Annotated in this window: 16 protein-coding genes, 1 rRNA gene and 1 pseudogene; 9 read left to right on the top strand and 9 right to left on the bottom strand. The window is 74.0% G+C overall.

The genetic code is table 11. The features are described 5' to 3' along the window. Positions 1–24: 24 nt before the first annotated feature. Entirely contained in the window at positions 25–1,362 is a 1,338-nt protein-coding gene (locus HF519_RS10270) for an aminotransferase-like domain-containing protein (RefSeq protein WP_169412522.1), read from the bottom strand. Positions 1,363–1,462: 100 nt separating this feature from the next. Here HF519_RS10270 and HF519_RS10265 point away from each other — a divergent pair, with 100 nt between their 5' ends. Continuing rightward, complete coding sequence (locus HF519_RS10265; RefSeq protein ID WP_169412520.1) at positions 1,463–2,347, top strand: alpha/beta fold hydrolase; 885 nt, start codon at positions 1,463–1,465, stop codon at positions 2,345–2,347. Then, on the top strand, positions 2,344–3,570 hold the full coding sequence (locus HF519_RS10260) for an acyl-CoA dehydrogenase family protein (RefSeq protein WP_169412518.1): 1,227 nt from the start codon (positions 2,344–2,346) through the stop codon (positions 3,568–3,570). Before HF519_RS10265 ends, HF519_RS10260 begins: the two co-directional genes overlap by 4 nt. Before the next feature lie 50 nt (positions 3,571–3,620). Here HF519_RS10260 and HF519_RS33530 read toward each other — a convergent pair whose 3' ends face one another. Together HF519_RS33530 and HF519_RS10245 are read right to left on the bottom strand one after the other, a co-directional pair. Further along, entirely contained in the window at positions 3,621–3,851 is a 231-nt protein-coding gene (locus HF519_RS33530) for a rhodanese-like domain-containing protein (protein ID WP_211169836.1), read from the bottom strand. A 368-nt stretch (positions 3,852–4,219) separates the two neighbouring features. Beyond that, positions 4,220–9,718, bottom strand: coding sequence for a SpoIIE family protein phosphatase (locus HF519_RS10245; protein WP_169412517.1), 5,499 nt, complete (start codon positions 9,716–9,718; stop codon positions 4,220–4,222). 246 nt (positions 9,719–9,964) lie between these two features. On the opposite strand from HF519_RS10245, the gene HF519_RS10240 reads away from it, so the two are divergent. Further along, on the top strand, positions 9,965–10,669 hold the full coding sequence (locus HF519_RS10240; protein WP_169412516.1) for an acetoacetate decarboxylase family protein: 705 nt from the start codon (positions 9,965–9,967) through the stop codon (positions 10,667–10,669). A gap of 79 nt (positions 10,670–10,748) precedes the next feature. Here the strand turns inward: HF519_RS10240 and HF519_RS10235 are convergent, their stop codons facing one another. Beyond that, positions 10,749–11,609 carry an alpha/beta hydrolase gene (locus HF519_RS10235; protein ID WP_169412515.1) on the bottom strand — a complete coding sequence of 287 codons (861 nt, stop codon included), beginning with the start codon at positions 11,607–11,609 and terminating at the stop codon, positions 10,749–10,751. A 68-nt stretch (positions 11,610–11,677) separates the two neighbouring features. Further along, entirely contained in the window at positions 11,678–13,636 is a 1,959-nt protein-coding gene (locus HF519_RS32800; protein ID WP_169412514.1) for a carboxypeptidase regulatory-like domain-containing protein, read from the bottom strand. 455 nt (positions 13,637–14,091) lie between these two features. Here HF519_RS32800 and HF519_RS10225 point away from each other — a divergent pair, with 455 nt between their 5' ends. Further along, positions 14,092–14,331: an early set domain-containing protein gene (locus tag HF519_RS10225; protein ID WP_169412513.1), complete on the top strand. Its 240-nt coding sequence runs from the start codon at positions 14,092–14,094 to the stop codon at positions 14,329–14,331. A 53-nt stretch (positions 14,332–14,384) separates the two neighbouring features. Then, positions 14,385–16,349 carry a 4-alpha-glucanotransferase gene (gene malQ, locus HF519_RS10220; RefSeq protein ID WP_312860027.1) on the top strand — a complete coding sequence of 655 codons (1,965 nt, stop codon included), beginning with the start codon at positions 14,385–14,387 and terminating at the stop codon, positions 16,347–16,349. Between the two features lie 140 nt (positions 16,350–16,489). Here malQ and HF519_RS10215 read toward each other — a convergent pair. Together HF519_RS10215 and HF519_RS10210 are read right to left on the bottom strand one after the other, a co-directional pair. Beyond that, a pseudogene (locus HF519_RS10215) lies at positions 16,490–16,744 on the bottom strand (RraA family protein); the annotation flags it as partial. A gap of 23 nt (positions 16,745–16,767) precedes the next feature. Beyond that, positions 16,768–18,378, bottom strand: a complete 1,611-nt coding sequence (locus HF519_RS10210; RefSeq protein ID WP_169412575.1) for an AMP-binding protein — start codon at positions 18,376–18,378, stop codon at positions 16,768–16,770. Between HF519_RS10210 and aroQ the strand changes: the two genes are divergently transcribed. Beyond that, positions 18,377–18,829, top strand: a complete 453-nt coding sequence (aroQ, locus tag HF519_RS10205) for a type II 3-dehydroquinate dehydratase (RefSeq protein WP_169412512.1) — start codon at positions 18,377–18,379, stop codon at positions 18,827–18,829. The genes HF519_RS10210 and aroQ overlap by 2 nt on opposite strands. A gap of 5 nt (positions 18,830–18,834) precedes the next feature. Here the strand turns inward: aroQ and HF519_RS10200 are convergent, their stop codons facing one another. Further along, on the bottom strand, positions 18,835–19,719 hold the full coding sequence (locus HF519_RS10200; protein ID WP_169412511.1) for a diacylglycerol/lipid kinase family protein: 885 nt from the start codon (positions 19,717–19,719) through the stop codon (positions 18,835–18,837). Positions 19,720–19,814: 95 nt separating this feature from the next. Here HF519_RS10200 and HF519_RS10195 point away from each other — a divergent pair, with 95 nt between their 5' ends. The 3 genes from HF519_RS10195 to HF519_RS10185 are packed head-to-tail and all read left to right on the top strand — an operon-like array spanning position 19,815 to position 22,164. Continuing rightward, entirely contained in the window at positions 19,815–20,612 is a 798-nt protein-coding gene (locus HF519_RS10195; protein ID WP_169412510.1) for an SDR family NAD(P)-dependent oxidoreductase, read from the top strand. Between the two features lie 37 nt (positions 20,613–20,649). Further along, a complete protein-coding gene (locus HF519_RS10190) occupies positions 20,650–21,018 on the top strand; it encodes an RNA-binding S4 domain-containing protein (RefSeq protein WP_169412508.1) in 369 nt (122 codons plus the stop codon). Positions 21,019–21,057: 39 nt separating this feature from the next. Further along, a complete protein-coding gene (locus tag HF519_RS10185) occupies positions 21,058–22,164 on the top strand; it encodes a quinone-dependent dihydroorotate dehydrogenase (protein WP_169412506.1) in 1,107 nt (368 codons plus the stop codon). A 652-nt stretch (positions 22,165–22,816) separates the two neighbouring features. Here HF519_RS10185 and rrf read toward each other — a convergent pair. Then, a 5S ribosomal RNA gene (gene rrf, locus HF519_RS10180) occupies positions 22,817–22,933 on the bottom strand. Between the last annotated feature and the right edge of the window lie 9 nt (positions 22,934–22,942).

The following is a 22,942-nucleotide window of genomic DNA, read 5'->3' as shown; positions in this document are numbered from 1 at the left end:
CCGCCGTGCGCGGACCCGTCGGGGCTAGTCGACGGGGTCGTCGTCCGGGCCGCCACGCGCGATGGCGGCCAGCACGTCCAACGCTGCGGCCAGGGTGTCGACGGGTGGCGCGGACAGCGCGAGCCGCACCCCGGCGGGCGCCCGCCCCGCGCCCACCGCGAACGCGGCGCCGGGGCTGATCGCGATGCCCCGGCGCGCCGCCGACGCGACGAACGTCTCCGCCCGCCACCGCTCGGGCAGTTCCCACCACAGGTGGTAGGCCGCCGGGTCCGCGTGCACGGTGAAGCCGCGCAACCGGCCGCGGGCCAGTTCCTGACGGGCGGCGGCGTCGCGCCGCTTGGCCGCTTCCACGGTGGCCAGGGTGCCGTCGGTGACCCAGCAGGTCGCCGCGTCGAGCGCGAACCGCTGCGCCGCCCAGCCGCCCGAGCGCACGGCCGCGGCAACGCGGTCGACGAGATCGTCGGGCGCTACGACGAAGCCGAGCGTGAGTCCGGGCGCGAGCCGCTTGGACAGGCTGTCGACGAGCACCGTGCGCTCGGGGGCGAACGCGGCCAGCGGCGGCGGGGCGTCACGCAGAAAGGCGTAGATGACGTCCTCGACGGCCGGCACGTCGATCGCGCGCAGCACCTCGGCCAGCGCCGCCCGGCGGTCGGCCGACATCGTCGTGCCCAGCGGGTTGTGCAGCGTCGGCTGGCAGTAGACCGCGCGCAGCGGGGCGGCCCGGTGCGCGGCGGCCACCGCGTCGGGCTCCAGCCCGTCGGCGTCGGTCGCGATCGGGACGAGCGTGACACCGAGCCGGGCCGCGATGCCCTTGACCACCGGATAGGTGAGCGCCTCGACGCCGAGCCGCTCGCCGGCCGGCACCAGCGCGGCGACAGCGGCGGCGACGGCCTGGCGTCCGTTGCCGGTGAACAGGACCCGCCGCGGCTCGGCCTGCCATCCCGGATGTCCGAGCGCCACCACGGCGGCCTCCCGCGCGGCGACCGTGCCGGCCACGCCCACCGGGGGCAGGGCGGCGGCGAGCACGTCGGTGCGCAGCAGCCGATCCAGGCTGCGGGCCTGCAGCGCGGGCTGCTCGGGCAGGACGGCGAAGTTCAGCTCCAGGTCGGCCCGAGCACCACCTGGTTCTGCCAGGGCCGGCTCGGGCGGGGGCGCCGCCGCGCGCACGAAGGTGCCGCGTCCGACCTCCCCGACCGCCAGTCCGCGGCGCACCAGTTCCCCGTAGACCCGAGCCGCCGTCGAGGTGGCGATGCCGTGGCGTCGGGCGAACCGGCGTTGCGGCGGCAGCCGGTCTCCGGGCCGGAGCCGGCCGGCAGCGATCTCGGCCGCGACCGCGTCGGCGATCCGGTGGTAGTCACCCATGAGTCCCTCGCTATTGCACCGAGAGCAATGTTTTTATTGCACTGAGCATTCTCTGCTGCATACCGTCGAACGGGCAAGCACCTGCGGGATGGAGAACGCGATGGGCTCGGCGGTGATCGGCGGGATCGACCTCTGCTTCGACGACAGTGGCGGCGCGGACGGCGCCCCGCTCGTACTGGTGCACGGTCACCCCTTCGACCGCTCCATGTGGTATCCGCAGCTCGCGCACCTGAGCCGCACCGGGACCCGCGTGATCGCGCCCGACCTGCGCGGCTACGGCACGAGCGCGGTGGTTCCCGGCACCACCGGGATCGCCGTGTTCGCCTGCGACCTCGCGGCGCTGCTCGACCACCTCGGCATCGGCGACGTGGTGCTGGGAGGCCTGTCGATGGGCGGCCAGATCGCCATGGAGTTCCACCGGCTGTTCCCGGACCGCGTCCGCGGGCTCCTGCTCGCCGCGACCTCGCCCCGGGCGGAAACCGCGGCCGGAGCGAGGAATCGCACCGAGGTAGCCGAGAGATTGCTTCGAGACGGAATGCAGGAGATCGCCGACGGGCTGCTGCCCTCGATGATCGCCCCGGATAGCGCCGACACCCGTCCCGGCCTCGCGTGGTTCGTGCGGGACATGATGCGCAGCACCCCGCCGGCCGGGGCCGCGGCCGCGCTGCGAGGGCGGGCCGTCCGGCCCGACTACACCGCGACGCTCGCCACCGTCGCCGTCCCGACGCTCGTCGTCGTCGGCAGCGAGGACGTGTTCATCCCGCTCGCCGAAGCTGCGTTCCTGCAGGCGTGCGTCCCCGGGGCCGAACTCGTCGTGATCGAGGGGGCGGGACACCTGCCGAACCTCGAGCGGCCGGCCGCGTTCAACGCGGCGGTCGATCGGCTGCTGTGCCGCGTCGCCGCCGCTGCGCCCGTTCCGGGCGGTGCGCGCGCGCCCGGGATGTCAGGATCGCCGCACGGTCCGGCGATGAGGAGTCAGCGGTGACGGCAGGGACGACGGCAGCGACGACGGCAGGGACGACCCGGTACACGCAGCTCGGCGAGGCGCTGGGAACGGATTTCTTCTCCGTCCAGGATCAGTTCACCGCCGAGCAGTGGGAACGCTTCATCGCCGTCCGCAGGTTCGTCGACGACGAGGTGTTGCCCGACATCGGCGGCTACTGGGAGCGCGCCGAGCTGCCCTGGCACCTGTTCCGGCGGCTGCCCGAGCTGGGCATCGTCGGCGAGGACATCGACGGGTACGGCTGCGCCGGGATGAGCCCGATGGCCTGCGGGCTGGTGCACATGGAACTGCACCGCGGCGACGGCAGCCTCGGCACCTTCCTCGGCGTGCACGCGGGACTGGCGATGCAGTCGATCGCGATGTGCGGCTCCGACGAGCAGAAGCAGCGCTGGCTGCCGTCGATGGCGACGATGGACAGGATCGGCGCGTTCGCGCTCACCGAGCCCGACCACGGCTCGGACTCGATCGCGCTGGAGACCACGGCCCGCCGCGACGGCGACCACTGGGTGCTCGACGGCGTCAAGCGCTGGATCGGCAACGGCACCATCGCCGACCTGGTCATCGTCTGGGCGCGCGACACCGACTCCGGCGAGGTGTTCGGCTTCGTCGTCGAGACCCCGGCCGAGGGGTACGAGGCAACCGTCATCCCGGGGAAGGTGTCGCTGCGCTCGGTGTGGCAGGCCGACATCCGGCTGACCGGCGTCCGGGTGCCGGAGGAGAACCGGCTGGTCGGCGCCAGGTCGTTCAAGGACACCGGACGGGTGCTGGCCAACACGCGCGGGATCTGCGCGTGGATGGCGCTCGGGCATGCCACCGCCGGCTACGACGCCGCGCTGCGCTACGCCATGGAGCGCAAGCAGTTCGGCAAGCCCTTGGCGTCGTTCCAGATCGTGCAGCAGCGTCTCGTGCACATGCTCGCGGACCTGACCGGCATGCAGCTGTACTGCATGCAGATCGGGCGGCTCGCCGACGCCGGGCGGCTCTCCCCGACCGTGGCCGGGCTGGCCAAGATGAACAACACCCGGACCGCCCGGAAGATCCTCTCCGAGGCCCGCGACCTGCTGGGCGGAAACGGGATCCTGCTCGAACACCACGTGGTGCGGCACTGGACCGACATCGAGGCGATCCACACCTTCGAGGGCACCGAGACGATGCAGACCCTGATCGTCGGCCGCGACATCACCGGGATCGGCGCCTTCGCCTAGCGCCTCGGTTGCTCGCGCCCGGGGATCATCGCCCGAACAGCGTCATCCGCTCACGGGTGGTCCCGCCGCGCGCCATGCCCGAAACCGCCGGTCAGGTCGGTCGCCCGGTGCAGGCCCAGATCCTGCAGGGAGGCCGCGGCGAGGCGCGGGCTGTAGCCCTCGGAGCAGAACACGATCCAGGTGACGTCGGCCTGATCGGTGGCCCAGCTGATCAGCCACACGTCGACGTGGTCATCACCGTGCAACCGCCGGCACCAGCGGCGGTCCGGGTCGATCCGCACCTCTGCAGGCCGGCGCGGACCTGATCGGCGATGCGCCGGGTCAGCGCGGAGAGGTCGGACAGGCCGAGCAGGGTGGGCCCGCTCGTGCGCAGAGCGGTGCGGGGGGCGTGCAGCAGCACGGTCGTACTCCAGGGCGGGGCGAGCGGAAGCGGACGCCGAGGTCAGCTCGCGCAACAGCACTGGTCGAAGTGGACGGCCCGCCGCGTGCCCCGGATGGGGCCGAGGAATGCAGCGGGGGCCATGCGGCCATCTGAGCACATCGGTGTCGGCCCGTCCCGGCCCGCGAGAACGACCACGGCGCGTCACCGGCACATGTTCGGCACAGGCCCGGCGGCACGGCTCCCGCAGCGGACCGGCCTCGCCGCGCCTCACACGCGGGTCCGGCCCGTGCCCGGATCATCGGCCGGCACCACCGCGATCACCTGGTCCAGCCCGGCGAGCACCAGCATGCGGCGTGCCGGGCTCCCGGACGGCGTGATGACGGTCAGCTCGATGTCCGCCGCACGGGCCCGCTGCGCCATCTCCGACAGCAGCGCGATCCCGGCACTACTGACGTAGCAGTCGGCGGCCAACGTCAGGATGATCGGCATGCCCTGCCGGAGCTGATCGATCAGCTCCGAGCGGATCGTCGCCACACCGGCCAGGTCGAGGTCACCGTCCACATGCAGCCGGACGGAGGACCCGTCGGCCCACCGGCGCAGCCGGGTCGGACCGGGCGGGGGCTCCGGGGGGCCGCCGGCGTCGGGCTCGTCGAGCCTGCCTCCCGGCAACGGCACCGGCTGCTCGACCGGGACCGGCGGCAGCCGGAAGCGTACGAGCGTGCCGGTCTCGCCCTGCTCGAGCTCGACATCCTCGCTCAGCTCCCGGATCAGGGCCAGCCCGCGGCCCCGGTAGCCGGGGTCGGCGGGCGGTGGGCGCCACCGACCGGTGTCGGCGACCCGTACCGACACCGCTCCGGTCGGCTCCAGGATCAGCTCGATGTCGACCGAGCCGGGTGCCCCGCCGAGATAGGCGTGCTCGACGGCGTTCGTGACGGCCTCGCCGAGAACCAGCTGCAGGTCGGTGACGGCGTCCTCGCTGAGCCCGGCCTCCGCACACCATGCCGCCACTCGGCGCCGCAGCCCGGCCAGGCGTTCGGCCTCGGCCGGCATGAGCAGGCGCAGCGGCACCGGGAGCAGCCGCGCCATCACCAGCGCGATGTCGTCGGGTGCCGACCGGCCGGCCGCCATCCGGTCCAGCAGCGCGTCCGCCGCATCCTGCGGGCGGCCGTGCGACAGCGCGCCGAAGGAGTCGATCAGCCGGTCGAGGCCGTCATCGATCACCTCGGTGCGTCGCTCGAACAACCCGTCCGAGCACAGCAGGATCGTCGAACCGGGCTCGATCCGGTCGACGGCCTCGACGAACGGCGGGCGCCCGGTCACCCCCAACGGAGTACCCCGACCCTCGAACAGCAGCCGGACCCCGCCCGGTCCGGCGACGAGAGGCGGCGGGTGGCCGGCACAGGCGTAGCGCAGCTCACCGGTCTCACAGTCGATCACTGCGCAGGCCACGGTGCTGGCCATCGCGCCGTCGATGCGCAGCGCGAAGAGGTCGAGCTGCTCGAGGGCCGTCGCCGGGGACTGACCGTTGACCAGGTTCGCGGCCAGCGCGCTGCGCAGCTGCCCCATCACCGCCGCCGCGGACGGGCCACGGCCGACGACGTCGCCGACGACGAGCGCGACCTTCCCCTGTTCGAGGGCCAGCACGTCGAACCAGTCCCCGCCGGCCTCGGTACCCGCGGTCCCGGGCAGGTACCGGGTGGCCAGCGCGAGCCGGTCGAGATCGGGCAGTCGCTGCGGCAGCAGGCTGCGCTGCAGGATGACGGCGACCTCGTGCTCGGCCTGGTGCAGGCGGGCCCGCATGACGGCCTGGGCGCACTGGCTGGCCAGGGTGAGCGCGAAGCTGCGCCGCTGTGGGCTGAACACCGGCCGACCGGCGAACCGGAGGCCCAGCGCGCCGATCGGCCGGCCACCGACCAGCAGCGGGATCGCGGTGTGCACCGGGTAGACCTCGTCGTCGGGGCCGACATCGGGATCGGGGCCGTTCGTGGCCGGCCCGCCCCGATCGGCCTGCCACACCGGTTCGCCCGTGCGCACGGCGTGGGCGAGGGGGTGCGCGGCCCCGGCGGAGAGCTCCGCCGACCCGGCGCCCTCCGGCCAGCCCTCCTCCGCCAGGGGGTACAGCGCTCCGGTGTCACCGGCCAGCAGCACGACGACCGCATCGGCCTCGAGCGCGGACAGCCCGTGCGCCACGATCACCGCCGCGACGGAGTCGAGGTCGGTGGCCCGCGACAGCGAGGTGGCCACCGCGCTCAGCCGCTCGGCGACCCGGCGGCCCTCGGTCTCGGCCACCAGCAGCGAGGAACGGTCGAGGGCCTGCGCGGCCAACTCGGCCACGGCGACCGCGGCCTCCCGGTCGTGGGCCCCGATGACCCGCGGCTCGCGGAACGCCGCCCCCAGCACCCCGAGGCAGCGGTCGCCGACGACGAGCGGCAGCAGCGCCAGGGACGCCAGCCCGGCCCCGGCGGTCGCGGGCTCGAGCGACGGGCTGCGGTCGGGCCGGTCCGCGAGGTTGTCCAGCCACATCGGCCGCCGGGTACGGATCACCTCCGAGACCGGTAGCTCCACGTCCTGTGGGATGGACGACCAGGTGCGGTGCGCCGACAGGCTCCAGCCCTGGCTGGTCAGCACCTCCAGCGCGCCGTCCCGCAGCTCCCATGCCCCGACCAGAGGCGCGTCGAGCAGCGTGACGAGGTGATGCGACGCGATGCGGGCCACCTCGGCCGGTGTGGCCGCGGCCGACATCTCCGCGGTCGCCCGGTGCAGCATGCCGAGTCGCTGCGCGGCGGCCCGCTCCAGTTCCAGGAGCCTCGCGTTGTCCAGCGCGACCCCGGCCCGGCGGGCGATCTCGGCGAACAGTTCGAGGTCCTGCGGGTCGTAGCGTGGGGAACCGGTCGTCCGTCCCACCGCGACCATGCCCAGCATCCCGCCGCGCGCGACCAGCGGGGCGACGACCATCGAGCGCAGGTCCGCCTGCTCCCACAACGTCAGCTGTTCGAGGTCCGCCTCGGGCATGCCCGCCACCAGCTGGGAGAGATCGATGATCCGCGGCTCCCGGGACGCCATGACCCGCCGGTGCAACCCGGACCCGCTGTCGAGCCGCCACAGGAGCTGTTCCACCGCGGGGTCGGTCGCCGCGACCGCCCGCAGGGTCAGGTCGTCGTGGGAGGCGCCCTCGTGCACCCGGACGACGTCGGCGAGGCCCTCGGCCACCAGGACCCGGGCCAGCGCGTGCAGCCGGCCGTCCGCGGTCACCTCGGCCTCCATGGCGTCACCGAGTCCCGCGTAGACCCGGTGCCGGCGCTGCTCGAGGTGCCGCGCATCGATGTCGAGGCAGCCACCGACGTAGCCCGTGAGCCTGTCGCCACCCACCGGGGCGCCGCGGTCGAGGACCCAGCGGTAGCGGCCGCTGTGGTGTCGCAGCCGGTACTCGACCTCGAACGGCGCACCCCGCCGGACCGCCGCCGACGTCACCTCCCGGTAACGCTCGCGGTCCTCCGGGTGGATCCGGTCCCGCCAGTCCGTACCCAGCTCGGCGACCGGGTCGGTGACGCCGGTGAAGTCCTGCCAGCCCTTGTTGACGAACACCCGGTGCCCGCCCGCGTCGTCCACCCAGATCAGCGCGGGAGTGGAGTCGGCCATCGCCCGGAACCGCAGTTCGGCGGCGCGCCGGGTGCGCCCGAGCTGGAGGTGGTTACCGACCCGGGCCAGCAGCTCCCGCGCGGAGAACGGCTTGACCAGGTAGTCGTCGGCGCCGGCCGCCAGTCCCTCGACCGCCGCCTCCTCCCCGGCCCGCGCCGAGAGCAGCACCACCGGCAGCCCCGCCGTGCGGGCGTCGGTGCGCAGCGCGCGGAGCAGCCCGATGCCGTCCAGCCCCGCCATCATCACGTCCGCCACGACCAGGTCGGGCGGGTCGGCGCGGGCGGCGTCGAGGGCCTCGACCCCGTTGGCGACGGTCTGCACCGTCCAGTGCTCCGAGAGGAGTCGCTGCAGGTAGTCCCGCATGTCGGCGTTGTCGTCCGCGACCAGCACCCGGTCCCGGCGGCCGGCCATGTCCGGCATCGGCCGCGCGGGCACCTCCGCGTCGGGGCCTGCCGGGTGGTCCGGCTCGCCCGCGTCGCCGCGGAGCCAGCGAAGTGCTTCGTCCAGGAACGGTCCGGCACCCGCGCCGGTGGGCCGGGCGGGCGCTCCGCCGGTCGCGCCGATGCTCTCCACCGGCAGGTGCGCGAAGCCCATGGGGATCCGCACGGTGAACGTGCTCCCCACATCCGGTGTGCTGGTCACGTCGATGGTGCCGCCGTGCAGCTCGACCAGCTGGCGGACGAGGGTCAGCCCGATGCCGCTGCCCTCGTGCGAGCGGGCCCGCGCACCTCGGACCCGGTGGAACCGCTCGAAGAGCTGGGGCAGCTCGGCGGCCGGGATGCCGGTTCCGGTATCGGCCATCCGCAGCACGGCGTGCTCGCCCTCGACCCGCAGGGTCACGGTGATGCCGCCGGTGAAGGTGTACTTGACGGCGTTGGTGAGCAGGTTGAGGACGATCTTCTCCCACATGTCCTGGTCCACCCATACGGGCCGGGACGTGGGCGGGCAGTCGACGTCGAGGCGCAACCCTGCCCGCTCGGTCGCCGGACGGAACAGCCCGGCGAGCTCGGCGGTGACGGCTCCGAGATCGACCGGGACGAACGTGGCCTCGGTCCGGCCCGCCTCGAGCCGGGCGACGTGGAGCAGGCTGTTGACGAGCCTGAGCATCCGCTGCGCGTTGCGGTGCGCCAGTTCGACGTCGACCCGCACGGCCGGGTCGGTCGCCGAGGTGCGCAGCTGCTCCAACGGGCCGAGGATGAGCGCGAGCGGCGTTCGGAACTCATGACTGACGCCGGTGAAGAACTCGGTCTTCGCCCGGTCCAGGGCCGCGAGGGCCTCGTGTCGGCGCCGCTCCGCCTCGTGCGACCGGGCGGTGGCCACCGCGGTGGCGATGTGCCCCACGGCCAGGCTCAGGAACGAACGGTAGTCCTCGTCGACGCGGATGCGCGGTGGCACGCCGATCAGCAGCGGGGCGGGCGAGCTGCCGTCATCGCCGGGCAGCGCCGCCAGGGCGACGTGCCGCACCGGCGTCGCCGAGCGGGTCGCGGGGAGGCCCGCAGGCATGTCCACGATCTGCACACCGGGGGTGACCGGTGGGGGGACGAAGTCCTCGGGCGTCTCCCGGAAACCGGGGGCGGCGACCAGCCGGGGTTGCCCGTCCGGGTGGCTGTAGAGCAGCGCACACGGCACGTCCGGTCCGGCGGACGCCAGCACCGCGCCGACCTCCCGCAACGCCTGGTCCACCGTCCGCGCCTCGGGCGCCACCTCGGCGAGCCGGCCGAGCAGCCGCAACCGCCGCTCGCCGACGACCTTGCCGGTGGTCTCCGACGTCACGTTGAAGATGCCGGCCACGGAACCGTCCGAGCCCCTGATCGGGCTGTAGGAGTAGCGCCAGTAGGTCTCCTCCGGGAAACCGCTGCGGTGCATGACCAGCAGGTCGTCGTCGCGGAACGCCGGCTCGCCGGTGGCGCGCACCTGTTCCAGCAGTGGCCCGACCTTGTCCCAGATCTCCGGCCAGACCTCCCGGCACGGCTGCCCGAACCCGCCCGGATGCTTGTTGCCCGCGCCCGCGACGAACGCGTCGTTGTAGAGGAAGGCGAAGTCCGGACCCCAGCACAGCACGAGTGGGTGCCGGGAGCCGAGCATGATGTCGATCGCCGTGCGCAGCTCTGTGGGCCAGTCCCGCACAGGCCCTAGGCTCGTCCGGGACCAGTCGGTCTCGGCGATCAACCTGCTGACCGAGATGTTCGGTTCCGAGGCACTCGCCGACGGCACGGTCGGTTCACCCACCGGACAACCGTCTCATTCCTGATCCACCCCCGGCCGCAAGCGTGCCAGGTCGCCGTCGGCGCAGCACCCCGTGGTCCGTCCAGGCCGCCGACGGCCCTGCCCGCCCGTTCCCGGACGTGGACGGTTGCGCGAGACTCGGGTGCTGTGGCGACCTTGCTCGACGACGGCAGCTGGGAGATCCAGGGCCGGCGCATCAGCTTCCCGGTCCGGATCAGCGAGGCCTCGGTGGCCTGCGCGACCTACCTGGTCCGCGCCGACCGGGCCCGCCGCCTCGTCGACGGCACCGGTCTGGAGCTCGTCTCGGTGGCGGGCCGGACCCCGCTGTTCCTCGTGTTCGTCGACTACAAGGTCAACGACCTCGGTGACTACGACGAGGTCGGGGTGGCGCTGCTCGCACGGCACCGTGGCCGCACCGGGCCGTACATCCACCAGCTCCCGGTGACCCAGACCTTCACGATGGAGGCCGGCCGGGCGCTGTGGGGGCTGCCGAAGTGGCTGAGCCGCACCGAGCTCGACATCTCCGGCGGGCACGCCGACTGCCACCTCGCCGAGGACGACCGGCACGTGCTGAGCGCATCGCTGAGCACCCTGCCGGGGCGGCTGCCCGGCACCGTCCCCGGCACGCTCACCGCGCTGGCACCGCAGGGCGACCAGGTGCTGGTCAGCGGGGTCCGGATGCGGGCCCGCGGGGTGCGGCTCGGGTTCGGCGCCGCTCGGGTCGTGCTGGGCAGTGGCCACCCCATGGCCGACGAGCTGCGCTCGATCGGGTTGCCGCGCCGCCCGGTGGTCACGACGATCGTCGACCACGTCGCGTTCGACATGGACCCGGCGACACCCGTCCCGCGCTGAGCCTCCGCCTCCCGGGCGCAGAGGTGGCTCTCGGGGCGTCGGACGCAACGGAGACCCCTCTCGCTCGCCGGGAACGGGTTCAGCGGTGGGCTGCCAGCCAGCTGCGGAGGTCGGCGAGGGGGCCGTCGCGCTCCGGCTCGTTGTAGATCTCGTGCCACAGGCCCTCGTACCAGTGCACGGTCTGGTCCGGTGAGCCGCTGGCCGACTCCAGCCGGCGGCTGCCGGCGGGCTCGGTGAGCACGTCGGCGGTCCCGTGCTGCAGCAGCAGCGGCAGGCGCAGCCCGCGGGCTCGTTCCGGCAGCACCTCCATCTGTGCGAACAGCGCCGAGGACAGTCCGAGCGTCGGGTTGCCGCGGTACACCAGCGGGTCGGCCTGGTACGCGGCGACGACGGCCGGGTCCTTGCTGATCTTGGTGGCGTCGATCCCGGCCGGCCGCAGCGTCGGCGCGACCCGCGTGAGCAGCTTCAACACCGGCACGGCGGCCTTCGGGACCGCGTTGCTCGCCAGCGCGGGTGCGGAGAGCGCGAGGCCGCGCAGATCGTCCTGGTGGTCGAGCGCGTAGGCCAGCGCGATCTGCCCGCCCATGCTGTGACCGAGCAGGAACACCGGCAGGCCCGGGTGCCGGGCGACGACGTGGCGGCGGAAGGTGTCGAAGTCGGCGAGGAAGTCGGCATAGCGGCCCAGGTGGGCACGCCGCCCGCCGGAGCGGCCGTGGCCGCGGTGGTCGAGGGCGTAGACGGCCCAGCCGTCCGGGACCAGCACGTCCACGACGTTGCCGTAGCGGCCGGAGTGCTCCCCGAGGCCGTGGCAGATCAGCAGCACACCGGTCGGCACCGCACCCCCGGGCCCGTCGGCGCCGGGCAGCCAGCCCTGCCAGAACAGCTCGATCCCGCCGACACCGCCCAGCCGGCCTTCGACCCGTTGCGCCTGCACCGCCATCCCTCGCCCCGTTCGTCGGCCCCGCACGTCGACGGGAACCTATCCGGTCCGACGGGACGGCGCGCCGGTCAGTGCGGGCGGTCGGCCCCGCCGTCGCCGCGGTCGGACGGCGCGGAACCGGCCGCCGTCGCAGGCCGCTCGAGTTCCACGTCGTGCTCGACGTCGGCCTGCTCGGGGACCCGGACGACCGCCGCGACCGGGTCGTGCCCTGGGGACGTGACGGCCAGCGTGTAGTCGCCGGCCGCGAGGTCACCGATTCGGTACCGCCCGGCGGCGCCGGTATCCACGGTGCCGACGACCTCGCCGTCCTGCAGCAGCGTCACGGTCGCTCCGTCGACCGGCCGGCGGCCCGCGCGCACCGTCCCGGCAACGGAGGCCGAACCGACCAGGAGCACCTCCACGTCGAGCGGCCGACCGTCGACGGTCAGGGCGACCGCGCCCGGCTGGTGGCCGTCGGCCGAGGACACCAGTACGTAGCCACCGGGCCGGGGCGCCGCCACGACGCCGCGGCCGTCGACGTCGGCCACGCTGCGGCCGGCCTCACGGCCCCGCCCGTCCAGGAGGGTCATCGCGGCGTCCGGGACCGGCACACCGTCGCGCCGCGCCACCCGGAAACGGACCGGTCGGGCGTCCGCGGAGACCTCGTCGATCTCCGGCTCGACGGGAACCGGTGCCGCGAGCGAGACGACCGCGGCCGCGCCCGGACGGGGGTTGGGGTCCGCGAAGCCGAGGGTGCGCAGCAGGGAGACGTCGGCGGCGGCCTCCTCGGCCGCACGCGCCGCTGCGCGCGCGGCGGCCCGGGATTCCCGTGTGGACAGCGGGACGACCGGGGGCCGGTCGTCCTGCTCGCCGTCCGGCGCAGCGCCTGACGGCTCCGCCACCGCCTCCGCCGGGACGACCTGCGGGATGACGGCGAGCCCGAAGGCGGGCGTCGGGTCCGGGGGCGTGGGTGCCGCGTCGGCGCGGCCGTCGTCCTCGTCCACATCGAACTCGGCCCAGTCGGTCCACCCCGGCCAGTCGCCGGTCACCGGCTCCGCCGCCCCGGACGCGGCCGGCCCCGAGGCGTCCGTCGCGGGCTCCGCCGGCGCGGATGCAGCGGGAACCGGCACCTCGCCCGGTGCCCCGGGAGCGGGCGCTACCTCTGCCGCCGGGGCCTCGGCAACCGGGGCGATGGCCGTCGGAGGCGGGGTGGGCCCCTCGGCCGCGCCCAGCGACTCCCGCACGTCGGGGGCAGGCTCGGCGATCTCCTGCTCGATCACGTCCGGCGTCTCGGCGGCAGATTCCGTGGTCGGCCCGTCGGGTGCCCCCGCCGCACGGGGGTCAGATGCCTCCGCCTCAGGGTTCGCGGCCTCGGCCGCAGCGACGACCGGTGTGCTCCGCACGGCCGGACGGTCACCGAATCCGGAGGAGCGCCGTCGCGCCGCCGGCACCGCGGGCGGATCGGACGGCGCGGACAGCAGCACCGGTGGAGCCGCCGCCGGCAGCGTCAGGCTGCCGTCGGGCACCCGGCCCCACGGCGCGCTGACCGTGTCACGGCTCAGCAGGGGGGCCGGCGGCGCAGCCGGCTCGACCCGGCGGGGCTGGGCCGGCAAGGAGACCTCGGGGAGCTCGGCGATGGCGGCGACCTGGGCGGCCTCGGGCTCGACGGCCTCGGGCTCGACGGCCTCGGGCTCGACGGCCTCGGGCTCGGCGGTGGCGGGCTCGGCGGTGGCGGGCTCGGCAGACGCGGCGGTGGGCACGGGTTCCGTGACGGGCTCGGCCGGGACCGGCTCCCGCTCGGCGACGGGTTCCATCGGGATGGCGTCGGTCACCGGCTCCGCGTCGGCCGGGTCGGCGGCGGACCGGGCCTGCTCGGCCTGCGCGGCGGCCCGGAGCTGAACGAGCTCGGCGACGGTCCGCGGGCGCCCCGGGTCCTCGGCGGTCTCGGCAGCGCTCTCGGCGGGGCGGGGCTTGCGCAGCAGGACCACCAACCCGGCGACGACGATGACTCCGAGGCCCAGCCCGATCAGGCCCAACACGCTCGTCACGGGTGTCTCCTCGCCAACGATCCGGCACTCAGCGTGCGGGATCCGCCGAACCGGATCGGGGGCCGGGAGGACGGCGCGGATGCCCGGTTCTCGTGCGGCGGAAGCACGCCGGGCCGCGAGGCCCGCCCGGCAGACGTTAGCACCCGCCAGTACCCGAGCCGGGCTTGGTGATCGACTTCCGGCGCACCGGTGATCATCGCATCGACGCTGCTCGCGGCATGTGTACGGCCCGGCGCCGGGCCCGTTGCGGGCCCGCCGGACCGGCTTCCCGGCCCTGCCGCGACACGCCGACGCGACGCGCCGGGATCGACGAGCGGTAACACGGCGGTCACGGAGCAGGACGGCGCGTCGCCGAGACGAATGCGGGCGGCACCGGGCAGGCTGCCGCGGCACGCCTCCGAGCGACAAGGAGACCGCCGTGATCCGGCTGTCCCCCCGCTGCCGGGAACGTCGAGGTGACCTTCGCGCTGCCCCTCGGCCTCGCCACCGGCCGATGCAGCGTCGGCGGCGACTTCAACGACTGGAGGCCCGGCCGGCACGAACTGCGACGCCGCACCAACGGCACCCGATCCACCTCGGTCACGGTGTCGCGCGGTACCCGGCTGCGGTTGCGCTACCTCGGCGAGAACGGCAACTGGTTCAACGACCCGGACGTCGCCGACGTGGACGGCTCCGACACCATCCTGGTGGTCTGAAGAGCAACGCCGGCACCCCGTGTCGTGCGCACACGGACGGGGAACGTAGCGGCGTGAACGGCACCATCGACGACGACCTGACCGAACTCGCCGCCGCACACGGCGTGGCCACCACCTACCGCGACGGCGACCGACGGCCGGTGACGGTGGACCCCGAGGTGGTCATCCGGGTGCTGGGGCTGCTCGACGTGGATGCGAGCACCCCGGACGCGCGGCGCGCGGCGCTCGCGGCCGCCCGGGAACGGGCGGCCGCCGGCACGCTTCCCGGCACGATCGCGCTGCGCAGCGACCGGTCGTACCGGCTGCCCGGCGCCGGGGTACTCGTCGATGAGTCGGGCGCGCGCCGCGACGTCGACGGCGAGCTCCCCGCGGGGCTGGAGCCGGGCTACTACCGGCTGGAGCTCGGCGACGCGCAGAGCACGGTGATCGTGGCGCCGCCGGAGCTGCCCGATCCGCCGCGCGCCTGGGGCTGGATGCTGCAGCTCTACGCGCTGCACTCGCGGGGCTCGTGGGGCATCGGCGATCTCGGCGACCTGCGCGAGTTCGTCGACTGGACCGGGCGCGAGCACGGCGCCGATGCGGTGCTGCTCAACCCGCTGCACGCGATCGCACCGGTTCCACCGGTGCAGCCCTCTCCCTACACACCGTCGAGCCGGCGGTTCGCGACGCCCCTGGCGCTCCGGGTCACCGATCTCGATGCCTACGCGCGGGCCGACGCCGCGACCCGCGCCGAGGTCGACGCGCTGCGTCCGGAGACGGTCGGCGACCGGATCGCGCACGACCGGGTCTGGGCGGCCAAGCGTTCGGCGCTGGAACTGCTGTGGCGTGCCGAGGGCCGCCCCGAGCCCGAGATGGGCGACGACCTGCGGGACTTCGCGACGTTCAGTGCCCTCGCCGAGCGCTACGGCGGGCGCTGGAGCCTGTGGCCTGAGCAGTTGCGGCACCCGGCGAGCGACGCCGTGGCCGCGGCGCGACGGGAGCTGGCACCGCGGGTGGCCTTCCACGCCTGGGTGCAGCAGCAGGTCGACCGGCAGCTCGCCCAGGTCCGCGAGGCGGCCCGCGCCGCCGGGATGCCGCTGGGCGTGATCCACGATCTGGCCGTGGGCTGCGACCCGGAGGGTGCCGACGCCTGGGCGCTGCAGGACGTGCTCGCCCTGGACGTGACGGTCGGTGCGCCACCGGACGCGTTCAACCAGCGCGGCCAGGCCTGGGGGTTGCCGCCGTGGCGCCCTGACGTGCTTGCCGCGACCGGCTACGCCGCCTACCGCGACCTGCTGCGCGCGTTGCTCTCGCACGCGGACGGGCTGCGGATCGACCACGTGGCCGGGCTCTTCCGGCTCTGGTGGGTGCCGCCGGGCGAGTCGGCCGACCGTGGGACCTATGTGTACTACGACGACGACGCGATGCTCGCCGTGCTCACCCTGGAGGCCTGGCGCGCAGGTGCGTTGGTGATCGGCGAGGACCTCGGCACCGTCGAGCCGGAGGTGACCGAGGCGCTCGCCGAGCGGAACATGCTCGGCTCGACCGTGCTGTGGTTCGCCCGGGACCGCGACGCCCCCGGCGAGCCGCTGCTGCCGCCGCAGCAGTGGCCGGCCGAGGCGGTCGCGACAGTGTCGACGCACGACCTGCCGACCGCGTCGGGGTTCCTGCGCGGCGAGCACGTGCGCGCCCGCGCGGAGCTCGACCTGCTCGACGACGTGCCGGCGGAGAAGGACAGAGCGGCCGCGGAGCGCGACGAGCTGGTGGCGTTGCTGGTCGCGGAGAGACTGCTGACATCGGCCGACGCGCCCGAGGAGCAGATCGTCGTCGGCATGCACGCGCTGTTGGCCCGCAGCCGGTGCCGGCTCGCGCTGGTGTCCCCGTACGACGTCATCGGCGAGACCCGCCAACCGAACCTGCCCGGGACCGTCGACGAGTACCCGAACTGGCGGCTGCCGCTCCCGCTCACCCTCGAGGAGCTGCGCGCCGATCGGCGGGTCACTGCCGTCGTCGAGGAGGTTCGGCGCCACCGCCCGTGACCGGTCCACCGGTTGTCCACGTGGGGGATCCTCCTGCGGATCTCAGGTGCGGCCGGCGCCGGCCTCAGACGGTGAAGCCGAGGACGCTGGGTGCTCCGGTGGCGAGGGCGCGCAGATGCTCGTCGACGATCGCCGGCCGCCACCTCGACCCCGCCGATGACCACCGGCTTCCCGAGGGTGCCGGGATCGAGGGTGCTGCCCGACATCGGGGTCGTCCCGCGGGCGTGGACCGGAAGTCCGATGGTGCGTAGCCCGCGCATGTCCCGGCAGTAGCCGTCGATCACGATGCCGGCCAGCCCGCGGCGGCGCGCCTCCGCCGCGAACAGCTCACCGGAGACCGCTCGCCGGTGCCCGTCGGTGGCCACCAGCACCGAGCCGGGCTCGGCCGCGCGCAACGCGACGGCGGAATGCGAACGGATCAGTCCCCTGCCGCCGCCCGACCCGGTGTCGGGAGCCGAGCCGCCCGCAGCGCGCTGCGCCGCACCTTGCCCGCGTCGTCGCGCACGGCCTCGTCGGTGAACTCGATCGTCCGCGGGATCTTGTACGGCGCGAGCCGCCCGCCGAGGTGGGCCAGCAACCCGGCCGCGGCGACCGGGACCCCGGTCTGCACGATCGCGTGCACCACGTTGCCGTAGTCCTCGTCGGGCAAGCCGATCACGGCGCAGGTGAGCACCGCGGGATGCTCGTACAGCGCGGCCTCCACCTCCGCCGGGTACACGTTCGCCCCGCCGACCAGGATCATGTCGGTCCGCCGGTCGGCCAGATACAGGTAGCCATCGGCGTCGAAGTGCCCCATGTCCCCAAGGGACTCCCAGCCGTCGCGCTCGCGCGGCTCGGCGCCGATGTAGTGGTAGGTGCGCCGGTCGTCGACGGGCCGCATCCAGATCTCGCCGATCTCCCCCGGCGGCAGCTCGCGGCCCTCGGCGTCGCACACCTTCATCCGCCCGGCCTTCACCTGCCCGACCGAACCGGGCCGGGCCAGCCACTCCGCACCGGTGATCATCGAGTTGGCCTGCGCCTCGGTGCCGGAATAGAGCTCGAGCACCCGCTCCGGCCCGCACCAGTCCAGCCAGCCCCGCTTGACGTGCGGGGGGCACGGGGCACCGACGTGCAGCACGGTGCGCAGCGACGTCAGGTCGGCCGCGCGCCGCACGTTCTCGGGCAGCCGCAGCATCCGGCCCATCATCGTCGGCACGACGTAGAGCCAGGTGACACCGTGCTCCGCGATGAGGTGCAGGGCGCGTTCGGCGTCGAACCGGCGCATCAGCACGACGTGATGGCCCTGCAGCAGCGCAAGCAGGGAGAACATGTACGGCGCGTTGTGGTACAGCGGCGCAGTACAGAGCATCACCCCATCGCGGTCGATGCGCAGCGAGTCCGCGCGCGGCACCACGGCCTCGAGGCTCGCCTCGTACCCGGAGACGATGATCTTCGGCCGGCCGGTGCTGCCTCCTGATGTCGGCGCCTTCCACGACGGGCCCACCACATCGGGGAGCGGCGCCGCCGACTCGCCCGAGGTGTCGTGGTCGCCGGGCAACCACGGGCGCCGGTCGCGCGGCTCCAGCCCCACGACCAGCGCGGGATCGGCGACCGCGACCAATGCATCGAGCTCCCCGGGTGGGAGCCGGTGCGACACGGGTTGCGGGACCGCGCCCAGCTTCCAGGCCGCCACGGACGCCTCGATGTGCCGGACCCCGTTGGGCAATGCGATGGACACCAGCGAGCCGCGTCGAACCCCCCGCGCGGCGAACGCCCGGGCCAGCCGGTTCGTGCGGTCCTCGAGCTCCGCCCGGGTCACCCGCTCCTCGCCGTCGGACACCGCGGGGGCGTCCGGCGCCGCGGCGGCCGACGCCCGCAGACCCGCGGCGAGCGCGGTGCTCACGCGGGGCGCGCGGTCGGCCGGAGGGACATCGGGACCGGGGGCACCACCGCCATCATGCCCGTCACCCTCGCGCAGCGCGTCGCGTAGAGCAACGCCGGAGCGCTCCGGAACACTGGCGGCGCTCCCGTCGACGAAGTGAGGCTGCATGACCACCGTGTTCGTCCTGAACGGCCCGAACCTCAACCTGCTGGGCACGCGCAAACCCGAGGTCTACGGCACGACGACGCTCGCCGACGTCGAGGAGCTCTGCCGGCGGGCCGCCGGCGAACACGGGCTGACGGTCGAGTTCCGGCAGTCCAACCACGAGGGCAGGCTGGTCGACTGGATCCACGAGGTGGGGGCGGAGGTCGCGGCCGGCCGCTCGATCGGGGCGGTGGTCAACGCCGGCGCGTACACGCACACCTCCGTCGCACTGCACGACGCGATCGAAGGGGCGAGTGTTCCGGTCATCGAGGTGCACATCTCGAACGTCCACCGCCGCGAGGAGTTCCGGCACCACTCCTACCTGTCCCCGGTGGCCGCGGGGATCGTCGTCGGCTTCGGGGTCCAGGGCTACGTGCTGGCCATCGAGGGCCTGCGCCGCCTCACGCAGGAGTGAGCCACTCAGACGATCGTCGTCAGGGCACCGGCCGCGATGTCGACGGTCACCGGGGTGCCCGCGTCCAGGTCCACGAGCTCGCCGTCGATCTGCAACGGCAGTGGGCTCACCGTGCGGAACCGGTACTCGCGCACGCTCGGCTGCGGACCGAGGCCACGCAGGGCGGCCCGCAGCGCGGTGCCCAGCACCCGCCACTTCGCCGTGTGCCGCAACATGATGACCTCGAACCGACCGTCGTCGGGACGCCCGTCCTCGCTGAGCGTCGCGTACTTGGCCATCTCCGGGATGTTGGCGAACACCAGGCTGTCGATGCTGCGCCGGTCGCCGTGGGCGAGCTCGATCTCGAAGGGGCGGAAGCGGGAGAACGTCCGGACGGTCGTGACGATCTCGCGGAACGACCCCTTGTATCCCTTCTCCAGCTCGACGGCCACGACCGGGGTGAGGCCCAGACCGATGTAGGAGTGGGCGTAGCGCACGGAGGCGTCCGGACCCTCGCCGACGGTGAGCCGCAGCAGGTCCATCCGACGCACGTCACCGGCCACGATGGATTCCACGAGGGGGCGCTCCCTGGTGACCCGGCGGTGGTCGTTGGCGTTGCCCGCCGCGAGCACCGCGCACACCGCCCCGTTGCCGGGGGTCTGCATGACGCCGTCGACGACCTCGTTGTAACCACCGTCGCCGCTCACCGAGACGATCAGCGGCCGGCCCGTCGCGGCGGCCTCACGCGCGATCTCCCGGGCGTGCCCGGCGTACCGGGTGGGCCGCAGGTCGACCGGCTGACCGGGCGCGCGTGCCGCGAGCTCGTCGCGCAACTCGCAGGCGAGCCGCTCGGCGTCGCCGGTGCTCTGCGGGTTGAACACGAGCACCACTGAGTCGAACGCTGCGGCCACTGCAGCACCTTACGGGGCGCGGCGGGCATCCCGGTCGTCCGGCGCGCGCACGACCCTCGATGCGGGCCCGGCAGGCAGGGAGCAGAGTGAGCGGCATGGATCTACGGTTGTCCGGCAGGCGAGCGGTGGTCACCGGTGGGAGCCGCGGCATCGGGTTCGCGGTCGCCGACGCGCTGGCCGCCGAGGGAGTCGACGTCGCGCTCGTCGCCCGCACCGCCGAGACGCTGCAGAAGGCCGCTGCGCAGGTGTCGCGGCACGGTCGCCGGGCGGTCGCCCTGGTCGCCGACACCGCCGACGACGACGCCGTGCGAGCCATGGTGCGGACGGCGGCCGAGCAGCTGGGCGGCCTCGACATCCTGGTCAACGCCGCAGCGCGCCCCGCCGGCTCCGGACCCGTGCCCGATCTCGCCGGGCTCACCGACGACGATCTGCGGGTCGAGCTGGAGACCAAGCTCCTGGGTTACCTGCGCTGCGCCCGTGCCGTGGCGCCGTACATGCTCGAGCAGGGCTGGGGCCGCATCATCAACATCAGCGGGCTCAACGCCCGCAAGTCGGTGTCGCTGGTCGGGTCGGTGCGCAACGTCGCGGTCGCGGCGATGACCGCGGCGCTCGCGGAGGAGCTCGGCCCGCACGGCGTCAACGTCACCGTGGTGCACCCCGGGCTCACCGTGACCGAACGGACCCCCGGCGTGATCGCCGACCGGGCCCGGGCCCGGGGTGTCACCGAGGGCGAGGCGCGGGCGCAACTGGACGCGACCACCACCGTCGGCCGGCTGATCACCGCCGAGGAGGTGGCCGACGTGGTGACGTTCCTGGCGTCGCCGCGCAGCGTCGCGATCAACGGCGACGCGATCGCCGCGGGCGGCGGCACCCCGGGAGTCGTCCACTACTGACCTGCACGCTGTCGGTGCCGTCCGTCATCATCGGTTGATGGAGTCCACCCGCCTGGACCGCTGGTTGTGGTCGGTCCGGTTGACGAAGTCCCGCGCGGACGCCGCGGCCGCGTGCCGCGGTGGCCATGTCCGGGTCAACGACAAGCCCGCCAAGCCCGCGACACCGGTACACGTCGGCGACACGGTCCGGGCCCGCGTGCACGACAACACCCGGATCGTCGAGGTCACCCGGGTGATCGAGAAGCGGGTCGGGGCGCCCGAGGCGGTGCGCTGCTACATCGACAACACCCCCGTCGCACCTGCGGAGGCCGCAAGCCCGGTGGCCCGCCGCGACCGCGGTGCCGGGCGCCCGACCAAGCGGGATCGCCGCCTGCTCGATCAGCTCAGGGCGTTCGACGGACCCTGACCGCAGTCCCGTGCCGGGCCGCCGACGAAGATAGGGCCCATGTACGACCTGCTCTTTCGCCTGGTGTTCCGGCGCATACCTGCCGAGCTCGCACACCGACTCGGGTTCGGGCTGATCCGGCTCGCGGCCGGGCCCGCCGCCCTCGCACGGCTGTGGGCCGCGGTGACCGGTCCGCGCGACCCGGTGCTGCGTACCCGGGTGATGGGCATCGAGTTCCCCGGCCCGCTCGGCCTCGCCGCCGGGTTCGACAAGGACGCCGAGGGCGCGCGTGCGCTGGGGCGGCTCGGATTCGACTTCGTGGAGATCGGGACCGTCACGGCCCGGCCGCAGCCGGGCAATCCTCGGCCCCGGCTGTTCCGGCTGCCCGAGGACCGGGCCCTGGTGAACCGGATGGGGTTCAACAACTCCGGTGCCGAGGTGGTCGGCCGACGGCTGCGCCGGCTGCGCGCCGCGGACGGCGAGAGGTCCGTCATCGGCATCAACATCGGCAAGAGCAAGGTCGCGACCCCGGACGAGGCGATCGACGACTACGTGCGGAGCACGACGATCCTGGGCCCGCTGGCCAACTACCTCGTGGTGAACGTGAGCTCGCCGAACACCCCGGGGCTGCGGGACCTGCAGCAGGTCGAGGTGCTCGAGCCGCTGCTGGCCTCGGTCCGGGACGCGCTGGTGCATGCGGTGCCCGAGCGCCGGGTCCCGCTGCTGGTGAAGATCACGACCGATCTGGCCGACGAGGACATCGACGCCGTCGCCGACATGGCGGTCAGGTTGGGCCTGGACGGGGTGGTCGCCACCAACACCACGACCTCGCGCGAGGGGCTCTCGACACCAGCGGCAACTCTCGCCGAGATCGGGGCCGGAGGCGTCTCGGGACGGCCGCTGGCGTCGTCGGCGCTCGCGGTCGTCCGCCGGTTACGCGCCCGCATGGGCCCGTCGATGACGATCGTCTCGGTGGGCGGGATCGAGACGGGCGAGGACGCCTACCAGCGGATCCGCGCCGGGGCGTCGCTTGTGCAGGCCTACACCGGGTTCATCTACGGCGGCGCACGGTGGCCGGCCCGGATCAACCGTGAGCTCGCGGCTCTGCTCCGTGCCGACGGCTTCACGAGCGTCAGCGACGCCGTGGGTGCCGACGACCGGGGTTGACCGGTCTCACCGCATCGGTGCGCTCCAGCCGAGTGCCGTGGCACGCGCCCGGCACTCGGCACAAGACTCGTCACGGACGAGGACCGGGCGCCCATCCGGCACGAACAGGTGCAGCGAGCGAACAGCTCGCGCGAGCACTCCGCCAGGTGCAGCACCACCGCGCGCGCTCCGATGTCCATGCTCGATCACCAGCGGCGACAGTCACGTCCGTCAGAACCCGGGCCTCGTCCCGCTCGGCACGACGACCTCGCCGGTTATCAGCGCGTCCTCATCGGAACGGGCGACGGCGGCGGCGTCGACCACTCTCGCCACTGCGCCGGCCCGACGTCACCGACTGAGCCGGGATCGCGGGACGGGGCTCACGACGACCGTTTCGGCTGCAGAGGCCCCGCTCTCGAACCCCATGGCTCGGTGCGCCGACGAACGGGGTGGCCGCGGACGTCGTGGAAACACGACACAATGGAGCCTGGAGTGGGTCATGCCGAGCGTTCGCCGCCGCACGGACAGCAGCAGCGCACCCATCGGCGCCCCGACCCGCAGCCAGAAATAAGACGATGCAGCCGGCCCGGCTGAAGCATTCACCTATGACAAATGGGTGTGGCCCTCCGCGGGATACCGCGGAGGGCCACACCCATTTCTTTTCACCGTTGAATGTCGGCGGTGACCTACTCTCCCACACCCTGGCGAGTGCAGTACCATCGGCGCGGGCGGGCTTAGCTTCCGGGTTCGGGATGGGACCGGGCGTTTCCCCACCGCCATGACCACCGACAACACTATC

It is taken from the genome of Pseudonocardia bannensis (genome assembly GCF_012911875.1).
Lineage (GTDB): Bacteria > Actinomycetota > Actinomycetes > Mycobacteriales > Pseudonocardiaceae > Pseudonocardia > Pseudonocardia bannensis.
Note: the sequence above shows the minus strand (reverse complement) of the source record. Positions and strands in the feature narration are given on the sequence as shown.

Excerpts from the sequence above, each read along its gene's own strand:
- HF519_RS10270 (WP_169412522.1), bottom strand. The coding sequence starts at position 1,362 with ATGGGTGACTACCACCGGATCGCCGACGCGGTCGCGGCCGAGATCGCT.
- HF519_RS10265 (WP_169412520.1), top strand. The coding sequence starts at position 1,463 with ATGGGCTCGGCGGTGATCGGCGGGATCGACCTCTGCTTCGACGACAGT.
- HF519_RS10235 (WP_169412515.1), bottom strand. The coding sequence starts at position 11,609 with ATGGCGGTGCAGGCGCAACGGGTCGAAGGCCGGCTGGGCGGTGTCGGC.
- aroQ (WP_169412512.1), top strand. The coding sequence starts at position 18,377 with ATGACCACCGTGTTCGTCCTGAACGGCCCGAACCTCAACCTGCTGGGC.
- HF519_RS10210 (WP_169412575.1), bottom strand. The coding sequence starts at position 18,378 with ATGCAGCCTCACTTCGTCGACGGGAGCGCCGCCAGTGTTCCGGAGCGC.
- HF519_RS10195 (WP_169412510.1), top strand. The coding sequence starts at position 19,815 with ATGGATCTACGGTTGTCCGGCAGGCGAGCGGTGGTCACCGGTGGGAGC.
- HF519_RS10190 (WP_169412508.1), top strand. The coding sequence starts at position 20,650 with ATGGAGTCCACCCGCCTGGACCGCTGGTTGTGGTCGGTCCGGTTGACG.
- HF519_RS10185 (WP_169412506.1), top strand. The coding sequence starts at position 21,058 with ATGTACGACCTGCTCTTTCGCCTGGTGTTCCGGCGCATACCTGCCGAG.